The organism is Lysinibacillus sp. NPDC092081, from assembly GCF_044755845.1.
Taxonomy (GTDB): domain Bacteria; phylum Bacillota; class Bacilli; order Bacillales_A; family Planococcaceae; genus Lysinibacillus.
This window is the reverse complement of the sequence record NZ_JBIVRU010000024.1, coordinates 46,080-60,748: the sequence shown is the minus strand read 5'-3', so window position 1 is coordinate 60,748 and position 14,669 is coordinate 46,080. Positions and strand designations below refer to the sequence as shown.

The window sequence follows — 14,669 nt, the reverse complement described above, 5'->3', positions numbered from 1 at the left end:
AAAATCTTATTAAATTTAAAGTATAAAGAAATCGGAGTTCATTTGGGCTAACGTGCTGAGAGATTAGTGCACCCCAACATTTGACTTAGAACCTTTTTATGTAGAAACATACTTCTAAACATACCGCCCCTATTTCACAAAGCTTTTCAATTACATGGAAACAGCCTTTTCTGCTTCCATAAGCTTTTTTACAACTTCTAAGCAATCATAGAATGTTTCAAAGGGCTCATAAGGAAGATGGAGGTCTTTGCAGCGTTCAATAAGATGATCCCTAGCAAGTACTAAATCTGCCTGTTTTGCTGCCTCAAAATCAGAAAGTGAATCTCCAATGACTATTTTAAAATGATTGCTCTGTGTAACTTTTCTCATAACGCTTGGCTTGCAGCAACCACAACCCTGTGTCTCGAATTTCGCACATTCTTCATCACAGCTATTAGGAAAGATGAGCTTAATGTGCTGTCCTGAAAAATCAGCGCTGTTACAATATATACCAGAAAATGGACCGTGTTTTTTTAATAGTGGCTCAATGAAAAAATCGACACCCCCACTAACAATATAAAACGGAATATGTTTCTCTTGTGCAAAACGAACGAAATCGCCAAACCCCTCACGTACAATAGCCGTATCCAATAAATATTGGATCACAGCATCCTTTTGTTTAGTTGATAATAGCCCGAACATTGCTGAAACGCCATCTTTAAAGGTTATAGTTTGTTCCATCATTGCTTTAGCAATTTTCTCAGATTCTTCTGGAACGAATTGAGTCATTAGAGAGACGATATTATCTGTTTCTGTTATAGTGCCATCAAAATCACAGAAAATAATTGGTTTCAAGCTACTTCCCCCTTCAAGAAAAAACGTCTACTTTTGCAGTAGACGTCCGAATTTTACCTTTACACCATTTTCATCGGCTTTTGTTAAGATAATTTGATGATCTGGAAATAGATTTTTCATAGTATTTACGAAATCTTGCGCAATAGCAGTAGGGATGATGGAAATTAGCGTTGGTCCCGCACCGCTTAAAGCCGTTCCAAATGCCCCATTAGTCTTTGCGGCTGCATGAATTTCTGTATATTGTGGAATTAAATTGGCACGGAAAGGTTCATGGAATAAATCAGCTTCCATATAACGACCTGCACGCTCAAAATCATGAACCATTAATGATGCTGCTAGCATATTTGCATTTGCAGAGGCCATCACTGCATATGCACGGTCAAATTGTTCTGGTAAAACAGACCGAGATTCACTTGTTTTTAGTTCGACATCGGGCACATACACAACAAAGGAAGCATCTATATTATTGACATGAAATGTATCAACAATTCCATTTTCATCCATTGAAGAGATTGTTAATCCTCCTAATACGGAGGCTGTTGCATTGTCTGGATGTCCTTCGATTTGTGAGGATAAATTGAGTTTATCCTGTACAGTTAAGCCTAGGTTACAGACTTGGTTAGCTAGTTCAATTCCTGCAACGATGACCGCTGCACTACTCCCCAAACCACGGGCTAATGGAAGCTCACTTGCCATTTCAACACGGCAGGCAGGTAGCTGCTTACCGTATTGATCCGCAATTTTTTTAGCAATCACGAATAGTAAGTGCTCTTCTAGCTCAAACTCTTTAGGACCATTATCATCGAGGTGGATAATTTCCCAACTATCCTGTAAAGACACAGTTAACTTTAAATAAAGAGACAAGCCAAGTCCTATTGAATCAAAGCCAGGCCCTAGATTTGCTGTGCTCCCAGGAACTGAGATTTCCCACATATTACTCATAGTACGCCCTCAATGTATTTTCGGATTTCTTCTTCATCGTTTTTAAGTGAGACAACATCTACAGTTGAGACATTCATTGCAGTTTCAGGATCTTTTAATCCATTACCCGTGAAAATTGTCACAACTTTAGAGCCCTCGGCAATCTTGCTATTTTTAACGGATTTAATAACGCCCGCTAATGATGCAGCTGAACCTGGTTCAACGAAAATTCCTTCAGTACCAGCAATTAATTTGTAAGCAGCTAAAATTTCTTCGTCTGTAACCGAATCAATAATTCCACCAGACTCATCGCGAGCTGCTTCTGCAAATTTCCAGCTTGCAGGATTGCCGATACGAATAGCTGTCGCCACTGTCTCAGGATTAGCAATAGGTTCACCTTTTACAATTGCTGCTGCACCTTCAGCTTCAAAGCCGAACATCTTTGGTAAACCAGAGCCTTTTGCAGCATCATATTCTTTAAAGCCTTTCCAGTACGCAGTAATGTTACCTGCGTTACCAACAGGGATACAAAGATAATCTGGAGCTGTTCCTAAAGCATCTACAATTTCAAATGATGCCGTTTTTTGCCCCTCGATGCGGTATGGATTCACAGAGTTTACAAGTGCGACTGGAGTTGTTTCACTTACTTGACGAACAATATTTAATGCATCATCAAAATTACCGTCGATTTCGATAATCTTTGCACCATACATTGTCGCTTGGGCTAGTTTACCTAGGGCCACTTTTCCTTTAGGGATAACGACTATGGACTGAATTCCAGCACGTGTTGCATAAGCTGCCGCGGCGGCTGATGTGTTACCAGTTGAAGCGCAAATAACACATTTGCTACCATCTTCAATCGCTTTTGCAACGGCAAACACCATACCACGGTCTTTAAAAGAACCGGTTGGATTTGCACCTTCGATTTTTCCATAAAGCTCAATGCCAAGTTTTTTAGATAAATTTACTAAATGTATAAGAGGCGTATTGCCTTCGTTTAAAGTTAGAGCAGGTGTATTTTCTGTTACGGGTAAAAATTGTTTATATTCTTCAATTAGGCCTTTCCACATAACGTTTACGATCTCCTTTTGTTCTTATAGAAAGAACAGTTGTTTTTGTATAAAAGACATTTTAACGCAAATTGCCCCATGTTTTCAATAGCATTTCAGAAATTGTCGAAACAATTCGGTAATTTGAATTTTGGCTTGTCACTTTCTTGAAACAACTGTATAGTAAACTTACTATTGTATAGTCAAGTGTAAAGACAGGTGGTTAAAATGACGACAAATACAGTAACATCGAGTAAGTCTCAACAATCTATTTCTCGCAATAAGCTTTTAGGGGTAGCAGGCGTTGGATGGCTTTTTGATGCAATGGATGTAGGAATATTATCATTCGTTATTGCAGCATTAGCAGTTGAGTGGGGATTAACGCCAAGTCAATCGGGCTGGATAGGTAGCATAAACTCAATTGGGATGGCTGTAGGAGCTCTTATTTTCGGCGTGCTTGCCGATAAAGTGGGCCGTAAGCAAATTTTTATGTGGACGCTTGTATTATTTTCGATTGCAAGTGGCTTGTCTGCATTTACAACTACATTAGCTGCTTTTATGGCACTACGCTTTTTAGTAGGCATGGGACTAGGGGGAGAATTGCCAGTCGCATCGACGCTAGTTTCTGAGAGTGTAGAAGCCAAAGAGCGTGGGCGAGTGGTTGTTTTACTGGAAAGTTTCTGGGCGGTGGGCTGGTTAATCGCAGCATTGATTTCGTATTTTGTTATTCCATCATGGGGATGGCGTATGGCTTTATTGTTAACGGCAATTCCAGCAATATATGCAATTTATCTTCGCTGGCACTTACCGGATTCACCACAATTTGCTGTGAAGGCAGAGTCTAAGAAACGTAGTATTGTGCAAAATATTCGAGAAGTATGGTCAAAAAAATATGTACGCTCAACACTTATGTTATGGGTGTTATGGTTTACGGTTGTTTTCTCGTATTACGGTATGTTTTTATGGCTACCTAGTGTCATGGTTGGTAAAGGCTTTGATATGATTACGAGCTTTAAATATGTTCTCATTATGACGCTTGCGCAGCTACCAGGTTATTTTACAGCTGCATGGTTTATAGAAAAATTCGGACGGAAATTTGTACTTGTTTCTTATTTAATCGGTACAGCTGTAAGTGCTTTCATTTTTGGTAATGCCGAAACAATAGTAGTGCTATTAACTTCGGGGATGTTTTTATCGTTCTTTAACTTAGGGGCTTGGGGTGCACTTTATGCTTATACACCAGAGCAGTATCCAGCTATTATTCGTGGAACGGGTGTAGGGATGGCAGCAGCTGTTGGGCGCATCGGCGGTATTTTTGGACCTCTGTTAGTAGGCTTTTTGTTAACGGCAGGTTATGATATCGGCTACATCTTTGCTATTTTCTGCGGAGCGATTATTATCGGTGTTGTCGGGGTAATATTTTTAGGTCAAGAAACGAAACAAATTGAATTAGAATAACAAAAAGAATCATGTCTTGGATGAACTATAGTCCAAGACATTTTTCTGATTTGTGTACATAAAAATTAGAAATTATTAATTTTTATACAAATATTTTTAAAAATCTGTTAAAATCACAAAATAAGGTTCACTACTGAAAATGGGAATTGATATATTGTTAAAACGTATAGCATGTGGATAAGTTGATTGGGATGCAGGCTAGTGGCTTATTGGGAATCAGCAATAGAGGAACGAAGGCTAAAACCATCACGTCCTGTGTTAACGCCTTCGTGACCAACATCGGTGCTGTTGCTGTCGCTACGCTTTCGCACAAACAAAACCCTCCGCTGCCGCTTCGCTTTCGCGCAAAAAACATCTGTTGGCCCGAGACCCCGAAGCGAGCTTTGTTAGGAATGCGCCCAGTGGCAACCGAAATTAACCTTCAAGAGATAGTGATGATTCATCAATAAACTTTAATAATGAAAATAGAAACGATCTTATGTCTTTTTTTCGAACTATTATATTAGCAAGTTGAAGCGTTGAAGATTTTTCGGAAAAGTCATTGTATTCAGAATCTAATCGTGATACTGTATTTTTAATCGAGTTTAGAGCCAGTAGGAAACAATCTCCATTCGTGATAATTTCATTGATAGAAAGGTTGTTAGAAATGAGCATTAAAGAAGATATAGAAAGAAAATTTGTTAGGCTGTCGAAGGGACAGCGTAAAGTTGCACAATTTGTTATGAATAACCCTACAGTTATAATTGGTAACGGAGCAGCAGAAGTTGGTAGACAGGCGAATGTTAGTGAATCTACAGTTATACGTTTCTGTTATGCGATGGATTTATCGGGCTATGTAGAGCTTCAAGACAAGGTTAGAAGCTATTCAATGACTCAAAAAGATGGTGCGAGTCTTCAACCTACATATTCTTCAAGCAAGAAGGATGTTCCAAGTTTTGGTAAGGTGATGCAACGTGATATTCAAAATATTCAAGATACGATTCATTTGATTAACGATCATATGCTTCAAAAAAGCTCAAAATGGATGCATGAAGCAGAGAACGTTTATATTTTAGGTACTCGTCAAGCTGCATCCATTGCAAATTGGTTATCGTCTACAATGAAAACTTTGCGCCCAAATGTGAAACAGCTTCGCTCAGAATCCGACGATATTGTACAGCAAATTAACAGTATGAGTGAGCACACGACATTAATAGTTTTTTCATGGGAAAAGCATTCAAACGATATTCAAACGATTGTAGAAATTGCCAAGAAGAAAAAGGCTAAAATTATTGCCATTACTGGTTCGTCGTTGTCTTCTATTCGCGAATATGCAAGTGCGTTATTTACACTTGGTCTGAAAAAGCAATCTTCATTGGACGTTATTCCAGTTTTGTTTTCGTTTTTACATGCGCTAATTGAGGAAATGGTCAGTCAGGATAAGGCACAATATGAGAAATATCAGCAATCATATGAACAAGTAGAAAATAATTTGCTATTCTTAGATGCTGCAAGAGAAAAGCAGGTTTTCTAAAAACTTTACAACGTTACACATAAAAAAAGATGTCCAAATAAGTTTTAGACATCCCTGAAAAAGAAGTTTATAAAATTTTACTTAAGCTATATTCGTTAATAAAGGTATCATTTAATTTAATGGCGTTTTGTCGGATACCTTCTTGTTGAAAACCTAATTTTTTAAACAAATTTAAAGCGCCATCATTATGCTCCATAACAGATGCTTCTAAGCGTGAAATATCTCGCTGTATAGACCAGCGTTCAACTGCCTTCATCAGCTCTGAACCGATACCTTGTCGCTGATACTCTTCCTTAATAGCTAGGCGAACTGATGCAACATGCTTAGCTTTAGAATGTTTATATCCATGGACAACGGCATAGCCAGCAAAAATGCCATTTAATATACAAAGTAAAATCGTACGGTTTTTCAATTGTTTCCAATAGCCTAAATCTTTACGAAGCTGTTGAACTGTGAGATCTAATTCGTTTTCCATATTATACATGAAGTCAGTTTTTTTGAAAATTTCTTCTTGCAAATGAATAAATGATCTAGCATCTGATGCTTCAATTGCTCGAATTATGTATGCAGGTGGGTTATCGTCATTTTTAGAAATATTGCTCGTAGTCTTCATTTGTGTACGTGCGAAGGTTACACTGGTACCGAGTTTTACATCAATGACATAGTAGCCTGCATTTGTCCATGACAAATAGTGAGAGAGTGGGGGCTTTGTTTTCTTCCACCAGCTCCTATTCAAGTAAGCTGCATTTGGTAAGGCTTGTCCCATAATATTTTCGAGTTCGCTAAATGATAAAGTAATTTCTTGTTGTAAAGCTACTTCAAAATAATTTGCTAAAGGAATATACTTTTTTTCCATCTTCTTTGTCATCGTGATCCCCATTTCCTGTATATCCTAATAAATATAGACTATCTGATGATAGCATAAAATTACGGTTTCTTAAATATGAAAACACAACTATATATCTATTAATAGTAAATATTTTTTATAAACTATGCATTATTATTATTAAATGTTATAAATAGGATGTTATTAACAGATAAATATATTAAATTTAATAATAACTTAGAAATGGTATGGATAGGTAGTTTCCTGATGATTTCCATTTCGACTGTGCGTTTCTCTGAGGGCGTCGGATGAGTCGCTTGGCCAACAGATGTGTTTTGTGCGAAAGCGAAGCGGATAGTACGATGTTGGTCATGAGCCGTCATTACAGGGCGTGGTGCCTTTAGCCTCTGCGTTTCTCAACTGGCTCGCTCCAGGATTTCATCTGTGATAGTATGATCTCCAAGGAGTCCCCGAGTTTTTACTCCAATCAACTCATATTTTTGGCATACGTTTTAACAAATATCCTCCTCTATTTTGTGATTGACTAATAAGTCCTTAAATTAGCTTCTTTAATGTATAGGAAAGATAAATAATACATGAAGCCGCGATAATCCTAGAATAGAAGATTTTAGTTGTGTATTGGCAATAGATCCTTTATAGATAAACTTTCACTTTATAACATGTTTGTTCATAAGGTATGATAAAATAAAAAATAATAAATGTTATTGCCATTTAGGAGGAATAATTTCAATGAGTAAAGTTTTAGTTTTTGGTCATAAAAATCCAGATACAGATACAATTACATCTGCAATTGTATATGCATATTTAAAACAGCAAATTGGCGTTGATGCTGAAGCGGTACGCCTTGGAGAAGTAAATAACGAAACACAATTTGCTTTAGATAAATTTGCCTTTGAGGCACCTCGATTAATTTCATCAGTAGTTGGAGAAGCAGAGAAAGTAATCCTTGTAGACCACAATGAATTCCAGCAATCTGCTGATGGAATAGAAGAAGTACAAATTGCAGAAGTGATTGATCATCACCGTATTGCTAACTTCCAAACGGCTGATCCACTATACTACCGTGCAGAACCTGTAGGCTGTACTGCAACGATTTTAAACAAAATCTTTAAAGAACATGGCGTAGCAATTCCTGCAAACATTGCTGGATTAATGCTTTCTGCCATCGTTTCTGATACTTTATTATTCAAATCTCCAACTTGCACAGAGCAAGATGTGAAAGCTGGTGAGGAGCTAGCAAAAATTGCAGGTGTTGATGCCGCTGAATACGGTTTAGCAATGCTTAAAGCGGGTGCTGACCTTTCAGATAAATCATTAGAAGATCTTTTATCATTAGATGCAAAAGAATTCCAATTCGGTGAATACAAATCAGTAGTAGCTCAAGTAAATGCTGTCGATATTAACGATGTACTTGGTCGCCAAGAGGAATTAGAAATTTTATTAAATAAAAATGTAGCGGAAAATGGCTTAGATTTATTCTTCTTTGTTGTAACAGATATTTTAAACAATGATTCAACAGCCGTTGCAGCTGGACAAGTAGCAGAGGCTGCAGCAAAAGGATTTGGCGCGGAGCTTGTGAATAATCGCGTTCTTTTACCTGGTGTTGTATCTCGTAAAAAACAAATCGTTCCAGTTTTAACTGATGCATTGAAATAATAAAAAAAGAGGTTGTCCTGAAAAAGGCAACCTCTTTTTTTATTCTAGCTTTAATGGGTGTACAGCAGGACCTTCAAGAACTTCTCCTTTGGCATTAAAGCGAGAGCCATGACAAGGGCAATCCCAAGTTTCGTCGGCTTTATTCCATTTTGTTTTACAGCCTAAATGTGTGCAAGTTGGTGTATTGGCATGTTTCACATAACCTGTCACGAACTCCTTGGCTACGAAGCCTCCTACCTTTAGCATCTGCATAAACTGAGCCCCGAATTTCGTACGTGCTGGCGAGTAAAGAGGAATTGCTCCATCCTCATTCCCTGCTCCTGTTATTAGAGATGATAGTATATCTCCCGCTACAAAAGAATTGGAAATTCCCCATTTTCGATAGCCAGTTGCAATGAAAACATTAGGCAAGGACGGTGTAATCCTGCCAACATACGGGACCATATCTGGTGTTTCAATGTCCTGCGCTGACCAGCGATAGATTGGCTCCTGATCGAAATGCGCCTTCATTTCATTTTGAATGGCCTCATAATAGGGCTCCGTATTAGTTGTTTCACCTGCAATATGATTAGCTCCACCTAATACTAAATAATGCTCGCCGTTAATGGTAGCCGTCCGAATAGAGCGAGTAGGATTATCTACACATAAATATTGACCTTGTAGTGTATCGGTAATTTTGCTAGCAACCATATAGGAGCGACTGTTAGAAAGTTTAAAAAGCTGAAGTCCTCTAAAGGCTTCGATTGGATAATGTGTGCACAAAATAAGTTTGTTGTATTGAACCGACATATCATTTACGGTATGTAAGTTGTTTTGTGGTATGTTTAATTGCTGAACACGGGTATTTGTGTAGATTTTTGCGCCCATTGATAATGCTTCTTTTACAAGGAAATTACAAACTTCTACAGGATGTATTTGAGCCTGTTGGGACAGGCTAAGTGCTTTTGTAACTGGGAAGGGCAACTCTGTTTCAGAAGTGAGTTTCGCCTTAATATTTAATACTTTATAGGCATTCCATTCTTTTAATAATTGGGCATAGCCTTCTTTTGTTTGGCAATAAAGCAAGGAATCTACTTGTTGAATACTTTCTTTAGGGAGTAACTGCAATGCTTTTTCAACTGCTAGTTGATTGAGCTGATAATAGAGTCGTGCCTCATCTACAGAAAGTTTTTCAATAAGGTTCGCATAAACTAAGCTATGCTGTGCAGTTAATTTTCCTGTTGAATTACCAGTCGTACCATGACCGATATGGGAATTTGCCTCAAGCAAGACTACATCTACACCTGATTTTGCTAAGACATAGGCTGTATATAGCCCCGTCAAGCCTCCACCGACTATACATACATCACAAGTTGTTGACGCAGGAAGAGATGGCAGAGAAACGGGATCAATTGTACCGAGCCAAAGAGATTGTGTCATACATAACCCTCACATTGTTTTTACGTTCAGTATGTAGATTGATTTGAAAATTTATGCAATGAAGCATAAAGATTGCCTTACTGTAATTACTATCGCTACAATGTAGCAAAAGGAGCGTGACTACCTATGAAAATTGAAATCTGGTCAGATTATGTATGTCCATTTTGTTATATTGGCAAAAAGCAGTTAGAGCAGGCGATTCAGGATACTGGTTATGCGGGGCGGGTAGAGCTCGTTTACAAAAGCTATCAACTTGACCCAACGACACCTGTGGATACAAATGTGACTACATATGAAGCATTGGCGAAAAAGTATGGAATGTCGCTAGAAAAAGCAAAGGAAATGACGCAAGGTGTTGCTGCTCGCGCAAAAGAAGTTGGTCTAGATTATAACTTTGATCATTTAATGGAGGAAAATACATTAAAAGCGCATCGTCTAGTAAAATGGGCAGAACAACAAGGGGATGTTACAGCGCTTGTTGAAGCACTATTACACAATTATTTTGTTGAAGCAAAGCGTATTGGTCAGGATGATGTATTAATCGATATTGCTGAGCAAGTAGGTCTGAATCGTGAAGAAGTTGCAAAGGTTCTTTCTAACAATGATTTTAAAACAGAAGTAGAGACTGATATACAAGAAGGTTTGCAACTTGGCGTACGAGGGGTACCATTCTTTGTATTAAATCGTAAGTACGGCATTTCTGGGGCACAACCTCAAGAAGTATTTGAGGAAACTTTACGTAAAGTAGCAGAGGAAGAAGGCTTACAACCAGGATTAAAGATGGCGAGCTCTGAAGATGGTGGAGTTTGTACTGATGATAGTTGTAAATTTTAATGCTGATGGAGAAAGGTAAGAAATAATAGAACCTGATCTTGGGCAGGAAGCCGATCTGACTATTACAACATTCGGGTAAGGACCTCGAAAAGGTTGGGTTCCCTTACAGAATACTCTCGAAACACGAAGAAGCACTGGAAAGTTCATTTCACACTCCAAGCAATACCAAAAGGGGATGGACCTTTGTTAAACGCATATCATGTGGCAAAGTCGAAATGGAAATCAACCTTACGTTATGATGTAAATATTTTGAATCGACCACATTTCAGTCAAAAGTCTGAGTCTACTATCGTTGACTTTTTTCGTTAATTTTTTTAATATACTTATATATCTTGAATTCGAGATATTAAACTTTGATTTTAAGGGAGAATTTATATAATGAATGTATTAGTAGTAAAAGCTAACAACCGTCCAGATGGTATTTCAACAAAAATGTATGACACATTTATGGAAAATGTACAAGGTGTAGATGTAACAACTTTTGACGTATTCGCAGAAGATATGCCTTATTTCGGACAAGATCTTTTCAATGCTTTTGGTAAAGTTCAAAACGGTGAAGCGTTAACTGACATTGAATCACGTCTTTTAGCAGCAAAACAAAAAGCAATGGACGCTTTAACTGTAGCTGATGTTGTTGTATTTGCTTTCCCACTTTGGAACTTAACAATCCCAGCGAAATTACAAACTTTCATTGACTATGTATTCCAAGCTGGTTATACATTTAAATATAATGAAAACGGTCAATTAGAAGGCTTAATGACTGACAAAAAAGCAGTTATCTTAAATGCTCGCGGTGGTTACTATTCTTCACCTGAAGCACAACCAATGGAAATGTCAGTTAACTACATCAAAAATGTTGTTGGCATGTTCGGTATGGAAATTATCGAAGAGGTTATCATTGAAGGTCATAACGCGTCACAAGATAAAGCACAAGAAATTATTGCAAATGGCCTAGAAGCGGTTAAAAAAGTAGCTCAATCTTTACAAACTGTAAACGCATAATAAATTATTTTTTAATAAAAGTTCTCTCTAATTTGAGAGAACTTTTTTTTATTTCTTTCATAGAGGTATGGTAGTGATAAGAAGGTCTGAAATATTGGTATTATGCGCTTATTCTCGATTTACATTTAATAACATCATATTATGTGAAATAAATATAAAATGATATTAATCTATCATTTTCTAGTAAAGTGTTTTGCTATTCGTTTAAAAATACATACAATTAGGACTATTTGTTCGGTTAATAAAGCAATTAGTATAATATAATAGAAATCGTAGGAAAATATTAGATTTATAAGGAGGTTGTTTCATGAATAAGAAATTAATAACTAAATTCTTAGCGATGTTACTTGTTCTATTCACGGTGTTACCATTTGGATTATCCGCAAATGCTGCATCAGGCGATGTGACACGTGGGGATTACGTGAAAGAAATAGTAGAAAGCTTAAATGTGGAGCTAGGTGATGGTTCGAAAATTGCCTTCACTGACGTCTCTAAGGATTTAGCCCCGTATGTAGAAAAAGCAGTAGAATTGAAGCTTATTAAAGGTAAAACTGCGACATTGTTTGATCCAAATGATAAATTGACACGTCAACAAGCATTTGTTATTTCTGCTCGTGGATTAGTCAATGAAAACGCTCCGCTTTCTGTATTAAATAAGTTTAAAGATGCAGATCAAATTGCTACAACACATAAGCAAGATTTAGCAAATGCCGTTGCAGCAAACATCTTACAAGGCTTTGAGGATAATACAATTCGTCCTCGTGACTATGTAACTACTGATCAAATGCAAAGTATTATTGAACGTTTTGTAGCTGAATACAAGTTACCTACATCTACAACTAAAGTAGATCTTCAAATTTTAGGAACAACAGATATTCATACAAACCTTGCAAATTATAATTATTACCTAGATACTGAATCAGCTAATATAGGTTTAGCAAACACAGCAACATTAATTGAACAAGCCCGTGCTGAGAATCCAAACACATTATTATTTGATAATGGCGATTTAATTCAAGGAACGCCACTAGGATCTTATAAAGCGTTAGAGAATGTTTTAAAACCAGGTGAAGTTCATCCAGCTATTGCAGCACTAAATGCACTGAAATATGATGGTGGAACTTTAGGGAACCATGAGTTCAACTATGGTTTAGAGTTTTTAGATGAAGTATTTAATGATGCAAAATATCCAGTCGTAAATGCTAACGCATACGATGCTAAAACAAAAAAACATTTGTATACACCGTATGTAATTCTTGATAAAGAGGTTGTAGACAATACAGGTAAAAAGCACACGCTTAAAGTTGGTGTTACTGGTATCGTACCTACAAAAATTGTTGAATGGGATGCTATCCATTTAGCAGGCAAAGTAGAAATGCAAGAACCAGTTGAAGCGGTGAAAGAGGTTGTACCAGAAATGCAAAAAGCCGGTGCAGACGTAATTGTAGTACTTTCACACTCGGGTATTGGTGAGGATACTTACGTAAAAGGTAACGAGAACGTAGGATACCAAATCTCTGAGATTGAAGGGGTAGACGCTTTAATTACAGGTCACTCTCATTTAACATTCCCAGGTGACTATAAAAATCTTAAAAATGTTGATCAAGAAAAAGGGACAATTAACGGAGTACCTACAGTAATGGCTGGAAGCTATGGTAGCTATCTTGGAGTTATTGATTTAAAACTAGAACAACAAGGCTCTAAATGGGTTGTAGTGGATGGAAAAGGTTCTATCCGTTCTATCAAACAAGAAGGCTTACAGCCATCTAAAACAGTTTTAAATGCAATTAAAGAAGCACATGAAGGAACATTGAAGTATATACGTCAGCCTGTTGGTGAGACAACTGCACCAATCCATAGCTACTTCTCGATGGTTCAAGATGATCCTTCTATTCAAATTGTGACACAAGCTCAAAAATGGTTTATTGAAAAAGAATTAAAAGGTACTGCTGATGAAAAAACACCAATACTTTCTGCTGGTGCTCCTTTCAAGGCAGGCTCTCGTAATAACCCTACAGATTACACAAACATTCCTGTAGGTCCGCTTGCTATTAAAAATATGGCAGATATCTATGTTTACGATAATACTGTTGCAACAATTAAAGTAACAGGTGCACAAGCAATCGAATGGTTAGAAATGGCTGCTGGTATTTATACAACAATTGATCCGAATAAAACTGCTGAACAAAATATTATTGACCCAGAAGCACGTTCTTATAATTTTGATGTGTTAGATGGCTTAACTTATCAAATCGATGTAACATCGCCAGCGAAATATGATAGTCAAGGTATTTTAGTAGACAAAAAAGCGAATCGTATTAAAAATGTGCAATACAATGGTAAACCAATCGATCTAAACCAAGAATTTATCATCATTTCAAACAATTATCGCGTGGGTGGTTCTTATGGTGCCACGTTTAAAAATGCAGATGGCTCTAACATAACTAACTATGCTTATGAAAATCGCCAAGCTGTAATTGATTACATTATTGAAAACAAAACAATTAACCCTGCTGCGGATAACAATTGGTCATTTGTACCTTTCCCAGCAAATACAAAAATTATTTACAACTCTGCTAAGGATGCACAAAAAGTCATTCCTGCAGGTAGCAATATCGAATATTTAGGAGACACAGAAGGCGGCTTTGCTAAATATTTAATTAAGTAATAATGAAATGTTAAAAGGAGAGTGCGTTGTTAAACGCTGCTCTCCTTTTTATGTCGCTCAAATGCATGATAACGTGTTCCTTGAAATGTTAATAAGCCAGAATCACCTTCTGCCAGCTGCCCGATAAAAGTTTATTTTGTGAAAGTTTGAGATAATTATAAAAACTATGATTCGCGAAAGAATGGTTCGTCAACATCATAACAGTACATAATCTTCTCTTTTACAAAGAGGATAAATAATGGAAGGAGTCATAATAATCAAATCAGGTGCATCTATTTAGAAGTAGGTTGCCATTTTCATTGTTGCACTATGACTCTCCTCTAATCGGACGGTCATGGTTAATTTCTATGCCATCAACCCCTTAAGTTACATTTAGTAATTAAATAAATAACAGTAAATAGATTACAGTAAGTAAATTAGTTACTTCAAATTTACTTTTTAAAAAATAATCGTTACAATAGAGTACAT

The 14,669-nt window shown here is 37.0% G+C and carries 11 protein-coding genes; 6 read left to right on the top strand and 5 right to left on the bottom strand.

What is annotated here, in order from left to right:
- Positions 1-150: 150 nt before the first annotated feature.
- From ACIQLB_RS22345 to thrC, 3 genes are read right to left on the bottom strand one after another with little or no spacing between them, the layout of a single operon-like run.
- Positions 151-834: a 2-hydroxy-3-keto-5-methylthiopentenyl-1-phosphate phosphatase gene (locus tag ACIQLB_RS22345; RefSeq protein WP_400730811.1), complete on the bottom strand. Its 684-nt coding sequence runs from the start codon at positions 832-834 to the stop codon at positions 151-153.
- A 27-nt stretch (positions 835-861) separates the two neighbouring features.
- On the bottom strand, positions 862-1,776 hold the full coding sequence (gene thrB, locus ACIQLB_RS22340) for a homoserine kinase (protein WP_400730810.1): 915 nt from the start codon (positions 1,774-1,776) through the stop codon (positions 862-864).
- A complete protein-coding gene (gene thrC / locus ACIQLB_RS22335) occupies positions 1,773-2,825 on the bottom strand; it encodes a threonine synthase (protein WP_400730808.1) in 1,053 nt (350 codons plus the stop codon). Before thrC ends, thrB begins: the two co-directional genes overlap by 4 nt.
- Positions 2,826-3,032: 207 nt before the next feature.
- Here thrC and ACIQLB_RS22330 point away from each other — a divergent pair, with 207 nt between their 5' ends.
- Together ACIQLB_RS22330 and ACIQLB_RS22325 are read left to right on the top strand one after the other, a co-directional pair.
- Complete coding sequence (locus ACIQLB_RS22330) at positions 3,033-4,262, top strand: MFS transporter (RefSeq protein ID WP_400730807.1); 1,230 nt, start codon at positions 3,033-3,035, stop codon at positions 4,260-4,262.
- A 646-nt stretch (positions 4,263-4,908) separates the two neighbouring features.
- Positions 4,909-5,775 (top strand): MurR/RpiR family transcriptional regulator, encoded by an 867-nt coding sequence (locus tag ACIQLB_RS22325; RefSeq protein WP_400730805.1) that lies wholly within the window; start codon positions 4,909-4,911, stop codon positions 5,773-5,775.
- Between the two features lie 67 nt (positions 5,776-5,842).
- Here ACIQLB_RS22325 and ACIQLB_RS22320 read toward each other — a convergent pair whose 3' ends face one another.
- Positions 5,843-6,643: a GNAT family N-acetyltransferase gene (locus ACIQLB_RS22320; RefSeq protein ID WP_400730803.1), complete on the bottom strand. Its 801-nt coding sequence runs from the start codon at positions 6,641-6,643 to the stop codon at positions 5,843-5,845.
- A 708-nt stretch (positions 6,644-7,351) separates the two neighbouring features.
- Between ACIQLB_RS22320 and ACIQLB_RS22315 the strand changes: the two genes are divergently transcribed.
- Positions 7,352-8,278 carry a manganese-dependent inorganic pyrophosphatase gene (locus tag ACIQLB_RS22315; RefSeq protein WP_400730801.1) on the top strand — a complete coding sequence of 309 codons (927 nt, stop codon included), beginning with the start codon at positions 7,352-7,354 and terminating at the stop codon, positions 8,276-8,278.
- Between the two features lie 39 nt (positions 8,279-8,317).
- Here ACIQLB_RS22315 and ACIQLB_RS22310 read toward each other — a convergent pair whose 3' ends face one another.
- On the bottom strand, positions 8,318-9,697 hold the full coding sequence (locus ACIQLB_RS22310; RefSeq protein ID WP_400730799.1) for an FAD-dependent oxidoreductase: 1,380 nt from the start codon (positions 9,695-9,697) through the stop codon (positions 8,318-8,320).
- Between the two features lie 126 nt (positions 9,698-9,823).
- Here ACIQLB_RS22310 and ACIQLB_RS22305 point away from each other — a divergent pair, with 126 nt between their 5' ends.
- The 3 genes from ACIQLB_RS22305 (at position 9,824) to ACIQLB_RS22295 (ending at position 14,201) form a co-directional block, all read left to right on the top strand.
- Positions 9,824-10,531, top strand: a complete 708-nt coding sequence (locus ACIQLB_RS22305) for a DsbA family oxidoreductase (protein WP_400730797.1) — start codon at positions 9,824-9,826, stop codon at positions 10,529-10,531.
- 378 nt (positions 10,532-10,909) lie between these two features.
- Positions 10,910-11,533, top strand: coding sequence for an FMN-dependent NADH-azoreductase (locus ACIQLB_RS22300; protein WP_400730795.1), 624 nt, complete (start codon positions 10,910-10,912; stop codon positions 11,531-11,533).
- 307 nt (positions 11,534-11,840) lie between these two features.
- On the top strand, positions 11,841-14,201 hold the full coding sequence (locus ACIQLB_RS22295) for a bifunctional 2',3'-cyclic-nucleotide 2'-phosphodiesterase/3'-nucleotidase (protein ID WP_400730793.1): 2,361 nt from the start codon (positions 11,841-11,843) through the stop codon (positions 14,199-14,201).
- The last annotated feature ends 468 nt before the right edge of the window (positions 14,202-14,669 follow it).